This window comes from Mesorhizobium sp. M0904, from assembly GCF_040319475.1.
Lineage (GTDB): Bacteria > Pseudomonadota > Alphaproteobacteria > Rhizobiales > Rhizobiaceae > Mesorhizobium.
On sequence record NZ_JAMYOC010000001.1, the window covers coordinates 197,188 to 215,042 of the forward strand.

The window sequence follows — 17,855 nt, forward strand, 5'->3', positions numbered from 1 at the left end:
TTTCGGTCCGGGTCAGGACATTTCGTCATCTTGATTGAGCCGCACTTCTGCCGATAGACAAAGCGATGGCACGTATTCGGGATATGACGGTTGCGCTGGCATTCGTCGCAATGCTTGCGCTCTCGGCCGCGCTGGTGGCCGGGTTTTTCGGATCGCTGCATCCGGCCCTCGATTCCTTTGCTCATTTCCGCGTCCATTTTTCGGTGCTGATGGCGCTTTGCGCGCTGCCCCTGCTCGCCACCTCGTTTCGCCTGCAGGCCGCGGCCGCCTTGCTGTTTGCGGTAGCCTCCTTTGCCACCACGTCGAATGCCTTGCCGCTTTCGCGGCTATGGCAGGTGCAGGCCGCCTACGAAGCCAAACCTGGTGACGAGCCGGTCTACCGCCTGCTGCAGATGAACCTCAGGTTCAACAATCCAACGCCTGAGAAAGTGCTGTCGCTGATCGGCCGGACCCAGCCCGATGTGATCACCCTCGACGAGGTGTCCGAGATGTGGAAAGCAAAGCTTGGGCTGCTGTCCGGCGCTTATCCCTACCGGATCCTCTGCCCGTATCCCAATGGCGTGTTCGGCGTTGCGTTGCTGTCCAGACGACCGTTTGCCACAGGCACGGCGCCGCACTGCGACAGCCGCGGCGCGATGGCGATCGCCACGGTCGATTTTGGCGGAACCGACGTCGATGTCGGCGCCATCCACCTCACCTGGCCATGGCCGCACAACCAATCACGGCAGATTGGGGGGTTGTCTGACGAAATCGCCTCGCTTGGCGAGACGTCGATACTGGCGGGCGACTGCAACGCAGCGCCATGGAGCGCCGCTGTCCGGCGCGTCGCATCGCTTGGCAAGCTGACTGTAATGCCGTCGGTCGGGCCGACCTGGCTCTACAGAAAGCTGCCGGATTTCCTGCGCTTCGCCGGACTGCCGATCGACCAGGTTTTCAGCAAGGGCGCCATCCTTATCCGTTCGGCGTCGACCCTTGAGGACACCGGCTCAGACCATCTGCCGGTGCTGGTGGAGTTTTCGCTACGGTCGCTCGACGAGCACCAGACGGCGACCGCGCTTGCAGCGCTGCCTGGCGGGACGCGAAGCTGAAAATCCGCAGTCCAGTCTCGACCTGGCTTATTACTGGCCCACAAAAGCGCGGATGAGGTGCTCGACAGGGCCGCCGTCGCGATGCTCGTGCGCATCGAAGGCGATCTGCTTTGCCTCGTATTCGGCATAGATGGCATTGATCCGGCGCTTTGCCTCGCGACGTGCCTCGAAACAGTGCGGGTCATCAGCGACTGTCAGCCCTCGAACCGACTTTTCGGTGGCCCGCATCATCTGTCTGGCGATGCGGCCATGGGTCTCTTCATGGGCGCGGACGCCAGCGAAGAACCGCTTCCAGCGCTTCTGCAGCGCAGGCGATGGGGCTGAGACCAGTTTGGGATAGGTATAGAAGAGATTGAGCGTCCCGTTGGCCTGGCGCAGGCGGCAGACGCCGTTTTCCTGATGGGCGTCGAAGGTCCAATCACCGACGCTGTAGCCGGTTTGCGCGATGGCGTGGGTCATGAAGCCGTGCTTCGGCCCACTGCGATCCATGGCCTCGATCAGGGCCGCGCCGGTGGTTCCGGCAATGTTGTAAGTTCGTGTCTTGACCAGCACCTTAGTGCCGGCCAAGGCTGCAGGGGCGCACAATGCCCCGATCGCCACAACGCTCGTCAGAACTGCCAGGCGCATTTTTCCTTCCTCCCTGTCGCGGCAGAAAGGAAACACAGGCAGGCGGTTTATTCAACAATCCTACGGTTGCGCTGCTCCTCATCTTGTTTAGTCCGGAACAAACCTTGTGACTTACATGTTCTGGTAGACCGGGCCCTCGCCGCCCTGTGGCGGCACCCAATTTATATTCTGGTTCGGGTCCTTGATATCGCAAGTCTTGCAGTGCACGCAGTTCTGCGCGTTGATGACGAAGCGCACATCCTTTGCCGCAGGATCGGCGGCGGCATTGCCGTCCTTGTCGACCCATTCGTAGACGCTGGCCGGGCAGTAACGCGTCGAGGGCCCGGCATAGACGTCATGCTCGGAGCGCTTTTGCAGGTCCATGTCGGCGACGAGCAGATGGACCGGCTCGTTCTCCTCGTGGTTGGTGTTGGACAGGAACACCGACGACAGCCGGTCGAAGGTCAGCACCCCGTCCGGCTTCGGGTAGGCGATCTTCTGGTGCGCGGCGGCCGGTTCCAGCGTGGCGTAGTCGGCCTTGCCGTGCTTCATCGTGCCGAAGGGCGAGAAGCCGAACAGCGTGTTCAGCCACATGTCGAGCCCGCCAAGGCCAACACCGACAATGGTGCCGAAGCGCGACCATAGCGGCTTGACGTTGCGCACTTTCTTCAAGTCCTTGCCGATATCGGTGGCGCGCCAGGTGGCCTCATAGGAGGCCAGCTCGTCATTGGCGCGGCCGGCGGCTATCGCATCACAGACATGCTCGGCCGCCAGCATTCCGGAGAGCACGGCATTGTGCGAGCCCTTGATGCGCGGCACGTTGACGAAGCCGGCCGCGCAGCCGATCAGCGCACCGCCGGGGAAGGACAGTTTCGGCACCGACTGCCAGCCGCCTTCGGTGATGGCGCGGGCACCATAGCCCAGCCGCTTGGCACCCTCGAAGGTGCCGCGGATCGCCGGATGGGTCTTGAAGCGCTGAAACTCGTCAAAGGGCGACAGATAGGGGTTCTTGTAGTTCAGGTGAACGACGAAGCCGACTGCCACCTGGTTGTCCTCGAGATGGTAGAGGAAGGAGCCGCCGCCGGTCTTCATATCGAGCGGCCAGCCGAAGGAATGCTGGACAAGGCCCGGCCGGTGGTTTTCCGGTTTGATCTGCCAGAGTTCCTTGAGGCCGATGCCGTATTTTCCGGGCTCACGACCGTCGGAAAGGTGGTGTTTGGCGATCAGTTGCTTGGCCAGCGAGCCGCGCGCGCCCTCGCCGATCAAGACATATTTGCCCATCAGCGCCATGCCCGGCGCAAAGCCCGGACCGTGCGTGCCGTCCTTCTCGACGCCCATGTCGCCGGTGACGACGCCGGTGACCGCACCGGCCTCGTTGTAGAGCAGGCCGACCGCGGCAAAGCCCGGATAGATCTCGACGCCCAGCGCCTCGGCCTTGGTCGCCAGCCAGCGGCAGACATTGCCGAGCGAGACGATATAGTTGCCGTGATTGTTCATCAGCGGCGGCATCAGGATATTGGGCAGACGGAACGAACCGGCGGGGCCGAGAACCAGGAAATGGTCGTCGGTGACCGGTGTCCTGAAGGGATGACCCTCCTCTTCGCGCCAGCCGGGCAGCAGCCGGTCGATGCCGATCGGATCGACGACGGCGCCGGACAGGATGTGCGCGCCGACTTCGCCGCCCTTTTCCAGCACGACGACGGAAAGCTCGGGATTGACCTGCTTGAGACGGATCGCGGCGGCGAGGCCGGCCGGGCCGGCGCCGACGATGACCACGTCGAATTCCATGCTTTCGCGTTCGATATCGCTCATCGATCCCTCACTGGCTCGCTATTCCCGGCATCTTGCTGGCTCACGCGCTGCATAGCGCATCAAATAGCGACGGGAAACCGGCGCGGACGTGACAATACCGATTTCGTCAAAAAGTCGCGTCCTGCCGCACAAATTCGCGGTGACGAGCATCAATCTTCAATCCTATTCGGTTTGCACAGATATGTCGCACTGATGTTTTTAATTGTTCGACGGCTTGCTTATCGGCCATACTTCCCGCCATGCGCATATTCGGGCCGGCTGGCTTTTCATCGACGCGCTTTTTTTTCACGCCCGGCCGGTTTTGCCGTGCGGCGCTCTTGGCGCTTCTGCCACTGACGGCCCTCGATGCCCGTGCCGAGCAGCAACTGGTCTGGGCGACCGGCGCCTATTCCTTTTCCGACGAGCGCGGCGGTTTCCGCATCACCGGGGCTTCCGGCATCGGCACGAAGGAGGATCCGCTGGTCATCACCGAAGAGCTGAATTCAGCGACGCCGGTAACGCTGGCCATTCGCACAACAAGGCCGATCCAGCCGTTCGGCAAGGCGGGAGACTTCGCCAATGGTCTGATGTATATGCGCATCGACGTGCTCAACAATAGCGGCCAAGCCTGGGTCGAGTTCCAGTTCGAACTCCAGGAGATCCTCGACCAGCCGAGCGTGTTCGGCGACGGCCTGTCGTTCGACCAGCGCAACAAAACGCCCGAAAATATCTGGTCGAGCAGCTACGCCGATTTCGACCGCAATTTCGAACCGTATGACCGCCTGCTGTTCAAGAACGGCAAGATCGACCCGCTGAAGACCGCCAGCTTCTATTTCCTGATCACCGACTACACGCCGCGCTGGACGTTCTATCTGGTGCAGGATCCGCGCATACCGTCGAGCTGAACTTGCAAATTCAAGCTTCGCGGCCGAATGTGAAACCATGACTGCCGCCCCCCACAATAGCCGAGCCGATCTCGCCGAGCTGCTGGCCTTCTACGCCAGCGCCGGCGTCGACGAGGCACTTGAAGAACAGCCGGTAAACAGGTTTGCAGAAGCCAGGCCACCGGAGCGGGTGCCCGCGGCGGCCGCTGTGCCGCTCAGTGAAAATGCGACGCCACAACGCTCGACGAGCGTATCGCGCGCCGAAATGGGCGAGAGACCGAGTACAGCACCGGCAGTGCGAGCGTCCCCGGCCATGTCAACGGTGCCCGACGAGGCGCAAGCGGCATTGGCGCGGCAACTGGCGAGATCGGCGGCAAGCCTCGACGAGCTTCGCCAGCACATGGCGGCATTCGACGGCTGCAATCTCAAATTCACCGCCAAGAACCTTGTGTTCGCCGACGGCAATCCAACTGCCGAGGTGATGCTGGTCGGCGAAGCGCCGGGTCGCGATGAAGACATAGAGGGCTTGCCGTTCGTTGGCCGCTCCGGCCGGCTGCTCGACCGCATGCTGGCCGCGATCGGTCTTGACCGGACGTCCGTCTACATCGCCAATGTCATTCCCTGGCGGCCGCCGGGCAACCGCACGCCGACCCCGCACGAGACCGAGATCTGCCGGCCGTTCATCGAGCGGCAGATCGAGTTGGTCAATCCGAAGGTGCTGGTCAATCTCGGCGGCCCGTCGGCAAAGACCCTGCTCAACACCTCCGAAGGCATATTGCGGCTGCGCGGCAACTGGCGCGTCCACACGACCCCGTCCGGCGTCGCCATTCCTGCCATGCCGACCCTGCATCCGGCCTATTTGCTGAGAACGCCGGCGCACAAGAAGCTGGCGTGGCGGGATTTCCTCGAAGTGAAGGCGAAGTTGCGGGCGCTCGGGTAATGGTGCAGAGCGCGTCTTCAGTTCTCCCCTTGCGAGAAAGGAAGGGCGGCATCATGACTTCGCAGGTAATTGAAATGCGCCCACTGCCGGCCTAGTCATCTCGTTATGACAGCAGCCCAGATTTCCGCCGGCAGTCTCATTCGCGAATGGCGTACACGCCGGCGCATGAGCCAGCTCGACCTCGCTATGGAGGCCGAGATCTCGCAGCGGCATCTGAGTTTCGTTGAAAGCGGCCGCGCCGCACCCTCGCGTGACATGGTGCTGCATCTGGCGGAGCAGCTTTCGATCCCGCTCAGGCAGCGCAACCAGCTGCTGCTGGCTGCCGGCTTTGCCCCGAGCTTCGGCGAACGACCACTTGACGATGCCTCGATGGCACCGGCGATGGCGGCGGTCGAGACCGTGCTCAAGGCGCACGAGCCGTTCCCGGCGCTTGCCGTCGACCGGCATTGGAACCTGGTGTCGGCGAACGCCGCCATCGGCCCGTTCCTCGCCAATGTCGCCGATGCCTCCCTGCTGAAGCCACCGGTCAACGTTTTGCGCCTCAGCCTGCATCCCGGCGGCATCGCGCCATGTATCGTCAACCTAGCGGAATGGCGGACACATCTTCTGGAGCGGCTGAAGCGGCAGAACGACGCTACCGCCGATCCGGCTCTTGTCGAGCTCGAGCGCGAGCTTCGGGCCTATCCGTCCGGCCTTAGAGGCAGCCGGCCGGCGCCGGTCGAACCGAACGCGATTGCCCATCCGCTCAAGCTTGCCCATGGCGACGCGGTGCTGTCGTTCATCAGCACCATCACCGTGTTCGGCACGCCGCTCGACGTGACGCTGTCGGAGCTGGCGATCGAATCTTTTTTCCCCGCCGACGAACAGACGCGGGCGGTGCTGGTGCGGCTGGCGACAGAGCGGACTGACGCTGCGAAGCCGTGATCACCCTTCCGGCGCGACGGCCTTGCGGGTGCGGGTGCGTTCGAGACCAAGCTGGCGCTCGCGCCAGATGATGAAAATCCCCGCCGCAACCACGATCATGCCGCCGACCAGCATATTGATCGTGGCGACGTCGCCAAAGACCAGATAGCCGACGACGACGCCGAGGATCATCGAAGTGTATTCGAAGGGTGCCACGACGGAAGCCTCGGCATGGCGATAGGCCGAGGTCATCAGGATCTGGCCAAGCCCGCCGCAAAAACCCGCGGCAATCAGAAGCCCCGCCTGCGCTGGCGTCAGCGCCTGCCAGCCGAATGGCAGCGAAAGCAGCGCCATGAGGCTCGCGGTAACCGAAAACCACAGCACGATGGTCGCCGTCCGCTCGCTCTGGACGAGGTTGCGAACCAGGAGCATGGCGATGGCGGAGATCGCCGCGGCTATGAGGGCGGCAATGACGCCGAGCACCTCCTGATCGCCGAGGGCAGCGCCCGAACTGAGCAGCGTCAGTTCCGGCCACGAGATGATCAGCACCCCGACCAGGCCGACGGCAACCGCACTCCAGCGATAGATGCGGATGGCTTCGCCGAGGAAGATCGAACTGAACACCACGACCAGCAGCGGCTGCGCGTAGTTCAGCGTGATCGCCTCCGGCAGCGGCAGCCGCGTCAGCGCGAAGAAGCCGAGCCCCATGGCACAGACACCGACGACGCCACGCGCAATATGGTTGAGCGGGCGCTTTGTCGAAAAGGCGGTTCCGAGTTTTCCCTGGAAGGCGAGGAAGGCGATGATCGGAAAAATGGCAAAGAAGGAGCGGAAGAAGACGATCTGGCCCGCCGGCACGGTGCCCGCCGCCTTGATGCAGGACGACATGCCGACGAAGACCGCCACCGATACGATCTTGAGCAAGATCCCGGTCAGTGTGCTGTGCTCGCCGGCAAGATCGCCGGCTGCAAGCACTGGCAAATCCGGTCTGGCTGTCACGCCCTTTTTGCTTCCTCGATCGCCCAGATGCGCGCCGGCGTTGCCGGCATGTCGATATGCCTGATGCCGTAGGCGCGGTAGAACGCGTCGGTCACCGCATTGAGCGCGGCAGGCGTCGATACGATCGTATCCGCCCCGGCGCCTTTGATGAAGGCCCGATCGTCGCGACGCAACACAGAGGCGCTCATCCCGAATTTCGGCGTGACGATGGTCATGGAAGCCTCGCGATGATGCTCGGGAAATGATCGCCGGAAATAGACGTCGCTGCAGTTTTGTCGAGGGAGTGTTTCGTGTAAAGAGCGCAGACTTCAAATTATTTGGACCAGCGGACCCGCCCGCCGCTCCCGGATCGACAGGAAAAATCAAGGAATGCGCACGGATACCGGCCAGGTCTTCAAACTCGAAGACTATCGCCCTAGTGATTATCTGATTCCGGAAACCAGCCTGACTTTCCGCCTTTCGCCTGAAGCAACGCATGTCACCGCCGTGCTGACGGTCGAACGTCGCGACGAGATTGCCGTGTCGGTGCCACTGGTGCTGGATGGCGACGGGCTGACGCTCCGCAGTATCGCCATCGACGGCCAGGAACCGAGGCCTGCGGATTTTCTCGTCACGCCCGATCAACTGACAATCATCAGCCCCCCTGCCACAAGGCGCTTCCAGCTGAGAATTGAAACCGTGTTGGCGCCGGCGCAGAACGAAGCGCTGATGGGCCTCTATCGCTCCAGCGACGTCTATTGCACGCAATGCGAGGCCGAAGGCTTTCGCCGCATCACTTATTTCCTCGACCGTCCCGACATCCTGTCGGTCTATACGGTGCGTATCGAAGCTGAGCGCAAGGAGGCGCCGCTGCTTTTGTCCAACGGCAACCCGGCCGGCAGCGGCGAGCTTGCCGGCGGCTGGCACTATGCGGTCTGGCACGACCCCTTCCCCAAGCCGTCCTATTTGTTTGCGCTGGTGGCCGGCGACCTCGGCAAGATCTCGGACAGTTTCGTCACCCTGTCTGGCCGCAAGGTCGAGCTCGGAATCTATGTCGAACCGGGTAAAGAGAGGCTCGCCGGCTACGCCATGGACGCTTTGAAACGGTCGATGAAATGGGACGAGGAGGCATTCGGCCGCGAATACGACCTCGATGTCTTCAACATCGTCGCCGTGTCCGACTTCAATATGGGCGCGATGGAGAACAAGGGCCTCAACATCTTCAACGACAAATATGTGCTGGCCGACCAGGAAACCGCGACCGACGCCGATTTCGCCAATATCGAAGCCATCATTGCGCATGAGTATTTCCACAATTGGACAGGTAACAGAATCACTTGCCGTGACTGGTTCCAGCTTTGCCTGAAGGAAGGCCTGACCGTTTTCCGCGACCACGAATTCTCGGCAGATCAGCGCTCGCGCGCCGTCAAGCGCATCGCCGAGGTGCGTACACTGCGCGCCCATCAGTTTCCCGAGGACCAGGGGCCGCTGGCGCATCCGGTGCGGCCGCGCCGCTATCGCGAGATCAACAATTTCTATACGGCGACGGTCTATGAAAAGGGCTCGGAAGTCGTGCGCATGATCCACACTATCCTCGGCGCAGAGACGTTCCGCGCCGGCATGGACCTCTACTTCGAACGTCACGACGGCCAGGCGGCGACGATCGAAGACTTCATCAAGGTGTTCGAAGACGTTTCCGGTCGCGACCTGTCGCAGTTTTCGCTCTGGTATCATCAGGCCGGTACGCCGAACCTGACCGTCAGTTCAGCGTATAATCCTGCGGCGCAGGAATTCACGCTCGAAATCGAGCAGTCGGTGCCGCCAACGCCGTCGGAAAGCCGCAAACGGCTGATGCACATTCCGCTTGCCTTCGGCCTGGTCGGCGCCGGCGGAGAGGCGACAGCCTATAGCGGCGTGGAGGGGGCGAATGTCGAGGACGGCGTCATCCATATCCGCAAACGCCGCCATGTCGTCAGGTTTTCCGGGATTGCCGAGCGGCCGGCCATGTCGCTCAACCGCGGCTTTTCGGCGCCAGTGACGCTTTCGGTCGAGCAGCGGCCCGACGACCAGTTTTTTCTGGCTGGCCACGACAGCGACGCCTTCTCGCGCTGGCAGGCATTCAACACGCTTTTGACCGATGCGCTGATTGCAGCTTTCCGCCAGATCCTGGACCACAGGCAACCCGAGTTCAGCTCCCGGCTGACCGGGCTTGCCGGCAAAATAGCCGGCGACGACGCGCTCGAACCCGCCTATCGGGCACTGACGCTGGCGCTGCCCGGCGAGGCCGATATCGCCCGCGACATCGGCAAGAACATCGACCCCGATGCCATTTTCGCGGCGCGCGGGGCGCTGGCAGTTGCGATCGCCGAGGCCAACCGCGAGATATTCCCCAACTTCTATGATCGGCTCGCCGACAATGGTCCGTTCAGCCCGGACGCGGCCAGTGCCGGGCGGCGGGCGCTGCGCAATGTCCTGCTGGACTATCTCTCCTTGCTGCCGGCAGGTGCGGAACTCGCTGCCCGGCACTTCCAATCGGCGACCAACATGACGGATCGTGCCGCGGCGTTGACCGTGCTTGCGCACCGTCACCACGGCTCACCTGAGGCAACCAAGGCACTGGCCGATTTCGAGGCGAAATATGCAACCGATCCGCTGGTCATGGACAAATGGTTCCAGATCCAGGCCAGCGTGCCCGGTCCGCAAACCGTCGACGCGGTGCGCGCCTTGACCAGCCACCCAGCGTTCTCGATGGTCAACCCGAACCGGGTACGCTCGCTCATCGGTACGTTTTCCAGCGCCAACCAGACCGGCTTTCATCGCGCCGACGGCGAGGGCTACCGGCTTTTCGTCGAAACGGTGCTGCAGGTCGAAAAACGCAACCCGCAGGTGGCCGCCAGGCTGGCGACGGCGCTCAGATCGTGGCGCTCGCTCGAACCCGTGCGGCAGGCCAAGGCAAGGGAGGCGTTGCTTTCAATCGCCAATACCGAGAAGCTGTCGGCCGATTTGCGAGACATCGTCGAGCGCACCCTGGCGTAAGCGACCTCCCCTTCTCCCCTTGTCGTGGGAGAAGGGAAGACCATCCGAAAACCCATTATTTTAGTCGATTTTTAATCTTTTTTCGCCGCACCTCTGGACAAGGCGAATCCCCTTTGATTCTTTAGTGACGATTCGGAAGTGCGGCGTTGCCGGATCGTCAAGCGGGACAGAAGATCGGGGAGTGCCATTTATGGCGAAGGCGGACGCGTGGGGCGCGCCCGGTGGGACGGCGTTTGAGCGTCGCGAGGCGCGAAACGACGGTCTCGCGGGCAATACGCGGCTCATCGCCGAACCTGCCTACCGACGGCTGCTGGCAGCCGAACCGCTGTTGCGGCGATCGATACCGGCCCTCATTATCATGTTTCTGTTGATCATCGCAGTACTGCGCTTTCTGTCACTGATGAACGAGCGCGACGAGATCGAGCGCGGCGCCAAGGCGATCCTTGCGCTGGCCGCCGGCCAACTGGCCAGTTCGATCGCCGACGCGACCATGGTTTCCACGCCAGGTGCGATCCAGGACCTGCTGGAGAGCACCGGTCGTCAGGGCGCGATGGGCCGAAGCCACGTACTGGCGATCACCGACAGCGCCTTCAAGATCATTGCCGTATCGCCGCAGTCGATGCACTGGGAGGGCCGATCGCTCGATGGCGTCGTGCAGGGCGGGCAGCCGCTGTTCATGTTCGGCGATCGCGCCGGAGTGATGGAGGTCAGCATCGGCGGACAGGACTGGTACGCAGCAGTGAGCCTGGCGAATGGCCGAAAGGGTGCCGCGGCAGCGTTCGTGCCGCAGGAGGCAGTTTTTGACGCCTGGCGCAAGACGGTCTCACTCAATGTCACGCTGTTCGTGCTGACGGCCGGCGTGCTGATCGTCATCCTTTATGCCTATTTCGGCCAGGCGGCGCGTGCCCAGGCCGCCGACCGCATCTATCTCGAAGCCCACCAACGCATCGACATGGCGTTGGTACGCGGCCGCTGCGGCCTGTGGGATTGGGACATGGTGCGCGGCAAGATGTACTGGTCGCGCTCGATGTACGACATGCTGGGCTACGAGCCTTGCGACACGATGCTGTCGTTCGGCGAAGTCGACGAAATCATTCATCCCGAGGACGGCGATTTGTTCGAACTCGCCAACAGGATCGTCGCACGCGAGATCGACTATATCGACCAGGTGTTCCGGATGCGCCATGCCGACGGGCAATGGGTTTGGATGCGCGCAAGAGCGCAGGTTATCGACCCGGAAGCGCCGGAGATCCAGCTGATCGGCATCGCCGTCGACGTCACCGAGCAGCGGCACCTGGCGCTGCGCTCCGAAGCGGCGGACCTGCGCCTGAGGACGGCCATCGAAAACATCAACGAATCCTTCGTGCTGTGGGATTCGTCCGAGCGCCTGATCATGTGCAATTCCAAATACCAGCAGGACAACGGCCTGTCGGATCGCGACGTGATGCCGGGCGCTCCGCGCGCCGTTCTGGAGGAACGCATGCTGGCCTTTGCCTCGGAGCGGCGGCTTGCCAATACCAATGGACCGCAGGGGGGCGTGACCTTCGAGCGCCAGCTTGCCGACGGCCGCTGGCTGCAAGTGAACGAGTTGCGGACAAGGGACGGCGGCACCGTCTCCGTCGGCTCCGACATCACCCAGATCAAGCTGCACCAGGAGAAGCTGGTCGACAGCGAGCGCCGGCTGATGGCGACAATCCACGACCTCAGCCTTGCCCGCCGCGCGGAAGAAGAACGGGCTCGTGAGCTCGTCGAGCTCAATCGCAAATACATGAAGGAAACCGAGCGGGCCGAAGCGGCAAACCGGGCCAAATCCGAATTCCTGGCCAACATGTCGCACGAGTTGCGCACCCCGCTCAACGCGATCATCGGCTTCTCGGAACTGATGGAACGGCGGCTGTTCGGGCCGCTGGGGTCGCCGCGCTACGAAGAGTATGCCACCGACATCAACGGCAGCGGCAAATATCTTCTCGGCGTGATCAACGACATCCTCGACATGTCGAAGATCGAGGCCGGCCAGTTCGCCTTGGATCAGGAAGAAATCGATCTCTGCCCGCTCATCAGGGAGACGGTTCGCGTCGTCTCGCTGCAGGCGGCGGAAAAGTCGATCACCGTCGAAACCCGCATCGCCGATTCGCTGACGCTGTTCGCCGACCGCAGGGCGATCAAGCAGATCCTCATCAACCTTCTGTCCAATGCGGTGAAGTTCACCGGGCAAGGCGGCCACATTTCGGTCAGAGCCCGCAGCATTTCCAGCGCGCTGATCCTGACGATCGAGGACAATGGCTGTGGCATCCCGAAAGCGGCGCTGAGCAAGCTCGGACGGCCATTCGAACAGGTGCAAAACCAGTTCTCCAAGAGCCATACCGGCTCCGGCCTCGGCCTCGCCATCTCGCGCTCGCTGGCCGAGCTTCAGGGTGGCGCGTTGAAGATCCGTTCGACCGAAAGCATCGGCACGATCGTCTCGGTACGCATCCCGATGAAGAATGTCGCGCAGGCGATCAGGGCGGCTGCGTGAATGACCAGATAAGTCTCCGGCGGCTCGCGCCGCCGGAGCGGTTGTCAATTCTCACTGCATGCCGTCAGCGCCATCATTGCCCTCGCCGTCCCATTGGCGGTGACGGCCGGGACCCTTCGGCAGTTCGTTCTTCTCGATCTTGCCGTCATTGTCACGGTCGAGCATGGCGAACACCTTCTTCTGGCGGCTGGTGATATCGTCGGCGGTCAGCGTCCCGTCGCCCTTGGTGTCGTAGCGGGCGATGATGCGCCTGGCCATCTGCTCGAAGCGTGCCTTCTCCAGCGCGTCGGCGAGCTGTGCCACGGTCAGCTTGCCGCCATTGTCAGCGACCATCTTCTTCAGCCGCGCGTTCATGGCGTCGGAGAACTGGTCGAAGGTGATGGTGCCGTCATTGTCCTTCATGACTTTGCCGAGGCGCATCATCATGCCGTCGCGCGGCCCGGCGCCGGAGTGCTCGTCTGCATAGGCTGCGGTGCCGACGGCGCCGGCCAGGGCTGCGAAAACGAGTGCAAGTCTGGTTGTCTTTCTCATGGTCTTCTCCTGTTGCATCGTCACCCCCGATGCTAGAGCGGCGGACCTTCATCCCCCGCTCTATCTCTTTGATTGAACATCGGAACCTCCCAAAAAAAGGTCGCAATTTCGGGTCCGATGCTCTCGCCCGTACGCTGGTTGCCGTCACGGTTGTTTCGCACGAACCAGAAGGTCGAAATCCTTTCTGACCTTCTGCGATGTCTCCTTGAGATGCCCTTCAAGCACACCGAAATCAGGCAGGTCGGTGACCGCAAGAAGCAGATCGGAAAGCCCTGGCGGAACGTCGTCGCGTTCGAACGCGCCGGTGAGGCAAAGCCGTATCATCTGAGTCAGCGCCAGATAGAGCGAATAGGCATCCACCAGTTCCTGCCTGACCTGGGCGCCGGCGAAATCCGGCGCCAGGCGCGACAGAACCTCAGCCGTGCCGGTGGCCCTGCGGCCGGCTTCGATCTTTCCCGTGATCAGCGCAACCTGGGCAATGAATTCGAGATCTATGAGGCCGCCCGGGATCAGCTTGATGTCCCAGGGATCGCGCGGCGGCTTCTCCTTGTCGACCATGGCGCGCATCTCGGATGCCTCGGCCATCACCTTGGCTGGATCGCGCGGCAGAGCGAGCACTGCGGTAACTTCCTCCTCGACCTCGCGGCAGAGCTCGGCATCGCCACCGATCGTGCGGGCCCGCGCCAGCGCCATATGCTCCCACGTCCAGGCGTCCTGGCGCTGGTACTTCTTGAAGGCATCGACGTGCGTGGCCACCGGCCCCTTGTTGCCGGACGGCCGCAGACGAAGGTCGAGCTCGTAGAGCACACCCTCGGCGGTCGGCGCGGAAACGGCGGCGATCAGCCGCTGCGTCAGCCGGCTGTAGTAATGCGACGGGGCAAGCGGCTTGTCGCCGTCGGACTCCTCGGCATCGGCGTCGTGATCGTAGAGCAGGATGAGGTCGACGTCGGAACCCGCCGTCAGTTCGCGGCTGCCGAGCTTGCCCATGCCGAGCAGTGCGACCCTGCCGCCGGCAATATAGCCATGACGCAACGCGAATTCCGCCGTCACCGCCTGCAACGCCGCCTCGATGGTCAGATCGGCGAGATCGGAAAAGGCGCGGCCGGCGCGCGGCGGATCGATCGACCCTGCAAGCAGCCTGACGCCGATCAGGAACTTTTGCTCCGAAGCAAAGATGCGCAGCCGGTCGAGCACGTCCTCGTAAGCCCTGTCGCCTTCGAGGAAGGCGGCAAGGCGCGCCGACAGATAGGCGCGGTTGGGCAGTTCGCTCAGCAGCGCCGGATCGAGCAGGCCATCGAAGACATGCGGCCGGCGCGTGATGATGGCGGCCAACCGCGGTGCTGCGCCCATGATCGTCGCCATCAGCTTCAGCAACGCCGGATTCGACTGCAGCAGCGAAAAGAGCTGGATGCCGGCAGGCAGGCCGGCAAGGAATTCGTCGAAGCGGATCACCGCCTCGTCCGCCCGCCGCGTCTGGCCGAAGGCTTGCAGCAGCGCCGGCGTCAGTTCGGTCAGCCGCTCGCGTGCCTCCGCCGACCGGGTGACGCGGTAGCGGCCGAAGTGCCAGCCGCGGATAACCCGGCAGATGTCGCTCGGCCGCTGGAAGCCGAGCCGCCGCAGGGTCTGCAAGGTATCGGGATCGTCGACGTCGCCGGTAAAGACCAGATTGCCGATGCCGGCCGAAAGCTCCGGCGCGGTCTCGAACAGCGCTGCATAGTGGCGCTCGACCTGATGCAGCGCCGCGCGGAACGTTTCGGCAAAGCCTGCCGCATCGGCAAAGCCCAGCATGCGGGCGACGCGTTCCAGCCCCTCTTCGTCCTCCGGCAGGATATGCGTCTGCTGGTCGGCAACCATCTGGATGGCATGTTCGACGCGGCGCAGGAACCAGTATTGCCTGGTGAGTGCATCGCGCGCGTCGGCGGTGATCCAGCCGCGCGCGGCGAGTTCGCCGAGCATCGGCACGGTCTCGCGGCCGCGCAGTTCGGGAAAGCGGCCGCCGGCGATAAGCTGCTGGGTCTGGACGAAGAACTCGATCTCGCGGATACCGCCGCGACCGAGCTTGACGTTGTGGCCTTTGACCGCGACCTCGCCATGGCCCTTGTGGGCGTGGATCTGGCGCTTGATCGAATGGACGTCGGCAATCGCCGCATAGTCCATGTATTTGCGCCAGATATAGGGCTGCAGTTCCTTCAGGAACGCGGCGCCGGCGCCAACATCGCCGGCCACCGGGCGAGCCTTGATCATGGCGGCGCGCTCCCAGTTCTGGCCGCGCGCCTCATAGTAGCGCAGCGCCGCCTCGACCGGGATCGCAAGCGGCGTCGAGCCGGGGTCGGGACGAAGCCTGAGATCGGTGCGGAAGACGTAACCGTGCTCGGTGCGGTCCTGGAGGATACGGACAAGCCGGCGGGTCAGGCGCGAAAACAGCTCTGTGGCATCGAGCGGATCGACGACGGCAGGCGCATCGGGGTCGAAGAAGACGACGAGGTCGATGTCGGAGGAGAAGTTCAGCTCATGCGCGCCGAGCTTGCCCATGCCGAGCAGAATCCAGCCCGAGCGTCGCGCCGGATTTTTGGGATCCGGCAATCGGAGCTTGCCCTGCTCATGCGCGTCGCAGAGCAGGAAATCGACGGCCGCACGCGTGCAGGCGTCGGCAAGGTCGCTCAGTCGCCTCACTGTCAACGAGGTCTCGGCCTCGCCGGCGAGATCGGCCAAGGCGATCAGGAAATGCGCCTCCGCCTTGCATTGGCGCAGCTCCATCATCAGGCTGCTTTCGGAGACGGCCTCTGCGCGTGCTGCCCTGTCGACCGCGGCGCCGATCGATGACAGCCGCGCCTCGACCCTCCCATCGAAAAGCGCATCGAGTATCCGCGGCCGGCGGCGCGCGGTATCGCGCAGGAACGGCGACAGGTCGAACACGGCGGCGAGGAAATCCTGGACGACCCCCTTGCCGGCGAGAAATTTCGCCAGTCGCGGCAGTTCCTTTTGCCGCGCGGCGTCGGCGATCTCCGACAATTCCTGCCTGGCGCGGCTTGCATCCAGCGGAACGAGCTCTACCGCCGGCTTCAACAGCCAGTCCGTTTCCAGGCGTCGCACTGCCATCCTCGCAACCATCAGCGATCCTCCCGCCCGGGAAAACTCATGACGACCGACAATCCGGGATTGCCGGGCAGAAGCTCAAGCCGTCCATTGTGGAATATCATGATCGCCTTGGCGAGACTCAAGCCAAGGCCGGAACCCGGCTGCGAGCGGCTCTTTTCCAGCCGTACGAAACGCTCGGTCACCCTGGCGCGGTCGACATCGTCGGGAATTCCCTGGCCGTTGTCGGAGACGGCGAGTCTGATCTCGCTACCGATACGCTCCAGCGTCACGCGAACCGTGGGCCTGGTGGTCGAGTCGGTCGAATATTTGATCGCGTTGTCGACGATGTTGGACAGCGCTTGGCCGATCAGCTCGCGATTGCCGTCGACGACGAAAGAACCTTGCACCGAAGTTTCGAGCGTCACGCCCGCCTCCTCCGCTACCGGTTCGTAGAGTTCGACGACGTCGTGCACGGCAGCGGCCAGATCGACCCTGGTGATGCTTTCCGAGGAATAGCCGGCCTCCAGCCGCGAAATCATCAGGATAGCGTTGAAGGTCTTTATCAGCTGATCGGATTCGGCGATCGTTCCTTCCAGCGCCTGCCGGTAGTCGCTGGTGTTGTGCTTGCCGGAAAGCGTCGCCTCGGCACGATTGCGCAGCCTGGTCAGCGGCGTCTTCAGGTCGTGGGCGATGTTGTCGGAGACCTGCTTCAGGCCCTCGTTCAGCGTGGCGATCCGGGCCAGCATGGAATTGAGGTTTTCCGACAGCCGGTCGAACTCGTCGCCGGCGCCGGTGACCGGCAGCCGGCCGGAAAGATCGCCGCCCATGATGCGGCGGCTCGCCTCCGACACGCTGTCGATGCGTTTCAGCGCCGCGCGCCCGACGAAGAACCAGATCAGCAGCCCGCCGACGCCCATCATGCCGAGCGCCAGCATCAAGGCGCGGCGAATGACGGCGCGGAAGCGCTCCGGCTCGCCGAGGTCGCGGCCGACCAGCATGATCATCTGGTTGGGCAGGCGCAGCACCAGGGCAACGGCGTTGTGGCCTTTCTCGCCTTCGGCCTGGACTTCGCTCTGGGCGGGCTCGTTCGGGTCGGAGACCGGGTTGCGCTGCCGTTCGAGCTCGCCCTCACCGAAGCGGCGGTAGGAGAACGGTTCGGTGGTCCAGCCCTCGGCCTCGATCACGCCCGGCTCCAGGCTCTGCACGTTGCCGGTCAGGATCTGGCCGTTGGCATCGGCGATCAGATAGAGATTGGCGCCGGGCTGGCGGGAGCGCTGCTCGACGACGCGGACCAGCAGCGGCAGGCCGCCGCGCTGATAGGCGCGGGCAAGGCCGAGCACCTCGTCGTTGATCGTCTCCTGCGTCTGGGCGGTCAGCATGCGCACCGAGAGCGAGGTCATGTACAAGACCAGCAACACCGCACACAGCGCAAAAAGCAGAAGATAAAGCGCTGAAAGCCGCGCTGCCGTCGTCTTCATGATGGCCGGCACGGAAAGAGCCATGGG

General features: G+C 63.3%; 14 protein-coding genes. 6 read left to right on the top strand and 8 right to left on the bottom strand.

Annotated features, from left to right (window positions below):
* The first annotated feature begins 65 nt into the window (after positions 1 to 65).
* On the top strand, positions 66 to 1,088 hold the full coding sequence (locus NKH80_RS01085; RefSeq protein ID WP_352507502.1) for an endonuclease/exonuclease/phosphatase family protein: 1,023 nt from the start codon (positions 66 to 68) through the stop codon (positions 1,086 to 1,088).
* Positions 1,089 to 1,118: 30 nt separating this feature from the next.
* Here the strand turns inward: NKH80_RS01085 and NKH80_RS01090 are convergent, their stop codons facing one another.
* The 3 genes from NKH80_RS01090 to NKH80_RS01100 all read right to left on the bottom strand — a co-directional run bounded on the left by NKH80_RS01090 (position 1,119) and on the right by NKH80_RS01100 (position 3,795).
* A complete protein-coding gene (locus tag NKH80_RS01090; RefSeq protein ID WP_352480300.1) occupies positions 1,119 to 1,715 on the bottom strand; it encodes a DUF922 domain-containing protein in 597 nt (198 codons plus the stop codon).
* 111 nt (positions 1,716 to 1,826) lie between these two features.
* Positions 1,827 to 3,506, bottom strand: a complete 1,680-nt coding sequence (locus tag NKH80_RS01095; protein ID WP_352507501.1) for an electron transfer flavoprotein-ubiquinone oxidoreductase — start codon at positions 3,504 to 3,506, stop codon at positions 1,827 to 1,829.
* A 106-nt stretch (positions 3,507 to 3,612) separates the two neighbouring features.
* Entirely contained in the window at positions 3,613 to 3,795 is a 183-nt protein-coding gene (locus NKH80_RS01100; protein WP_352507528.1) for a hypothetical protein, read from the bottom strand.
* Between NKH80_RS01100 and NKH80_RS01105 the strand changes: the two genes are divergently transcribed.
* The 3 genes from NKH80_RS01105 to NKH80_RS01115 all read left to right on the top strand — a co-directional run bounded on the left by NKH80_RS01105 (position 3,746) and on the right by NKH80_RS01115 (position 6,233).
* Positions 3,746 to 4,390, top strand: coding sequence for a hypothetical protein (locus NKH80_RS01105; protein ID WP_023677808.1), 645 nt, complete (start codon positions 3,746 to 3,748; stop codon positions 4,388 to 4,390). The two genes, NKH80_RS01100 and NKH80_RS01105, sit on opposite strands and share 50 nt — an antisense overlap.
* A 37-nt stretch (positions 4,391 to 4,427) precedes the next feature.
* On the top strand, positions 4,428 to 5,309 hold the full coding sequence (locus NKH80_RS01110) for a uracil-DNA glycosylase (RefSeq protein WP_352507500.1): 882 nt from the start codon (positions 4,428 to 4,430) through the stop codon (positions 5,307 to 5,309).
* A 105-nt stretch (positions 5,310 to 5,414) separates the two neighbouring features.
* On the top strand, positions 5,415 to 6,233 hold the full coding sequence (locus NKH80_RS01115) for a helix-turn-helix domain-containing protein (protein WP_352507499.1): 819 nt from the start codon (positions 5,415 to 5,417) through the stop codon (positions 6,231 to 6,233).
* Here NKH80_RS01115 and NKH80_RS01120 read toward each other — a convergent pair whose 3' ends face one another.
* Together NKH80_RS01120 and NKH80_RS01125 are read right to left on the bottom strand one after the other, a co-directional pair.
* On the bottom strand, positions 6,234 to 7,211 hold the full coding sequence (locus tag NKH80_RS01120; protein ID WP_502896117.1) for a DMT family transporter: 978 nt from the start codon (positions 7,209 to 7,211) through the stop codon (positions 6,234 to 6,236).
* On the bottom strand, positions 7,208 to 7,426 hold the full coding sequence (locus tag NKH80_RS01125; protein WP_352690063.1) for a hypothetical protein: 219 nt from the start codon (positions 7,424 to 7,426) through the stop codon (positions 7,208 to 7,210). Before NKH80_RS01125 ends, NKH80_RS01120 begins: the two co-directional genes overlap by 4 nt.
* Before the next feature lie 154 nt (positions 7,427 to 7,580).
* Between NKH80_RS01125 and pepN the strand changes: the two genes are divergently transcribed.
* Positions 7,581 to 10,226, top strand: a complete 2,646-nt coding sequence (pepN, locus tag NKH80_RS01130) for an aminopeptidase N (protein WP_352507498.1) — start codon at positions 7,581 to 7,583, stop codon at positions 10,224 to 10,226.
* Positions 10,227 to 10,416: 190 nt separating this feature from the next.
* The gene (locus tag NKH80_RS01135) at positions 10,417 to 12,741 is read left to right on the top strand and encodes a PAS domain-containing sensor histidine kinase (RefSeq protein WP_352989102.1); all 2,325 of its coding nucleotides are present in this window, start codon (positions 10,417 to 10,419) and stop codon (positions 12,739 to 12,741) included.
* 51 nt (positions 12,742 to 12,792) lie between these two features.
* Here NKH80_RS01135 and NKH80_RS01140 read toward each other — a convergent pair whose 3' ends face one another.
* The 3 genes from NKH80_RS01140 to NKH80_RS01150 all read right to left on the bottom strand — a co-directional run bounded on the left by NKH80_RS01140 (position 12,793) and on the right by NKH80_RS01150 (position 17,852).
* Positions 12,793 to 13,272 carry an EF-hand domain-containing protein gene (locus tag NKH80_RS01140; protein ID WP_352569858.1) on the bottom strand — a complete coding sequence of 160 codons (480 nt, stop codon included), beginning with the start codon at positions 13,270 to 13,272 and terminating at the stop codon, positions 12,793 to 12,795.
* Between the two features lie 144 nt (positions 13,273 to 13,416).
* A complete protein-coding gene (locus NKH80_RS01145; protein ID WP_352989105.1) occupies positions 13,417 to 16,383 on the bottom strand; it encodes a bifunctional [glutamine synthetase] adenylyltransferase/[glutamine synthetase]-adenylyl-L-tyrosine phosphorylase in 2,967 nt (988 codons plus the stop codon).
* Positions 16,383 to 17,852 (bottom strand): ATP-binding protein, encoded by a 1,470-nt coding sequence (locus NKH80_RS01150; protein ID WP_352989108.1) that lies wholly within the window; start codon positions 17,850 to 17,852, stop codon positions 16,383 to 16,385. Before NKH80_RS01150 ends, NKH80_RS01145 begins: the two co-directional genes overlap by 1 nt.
* Between the last annotated feature and the right edge of the window lie 3 nt (positions 17,853 to 17,855).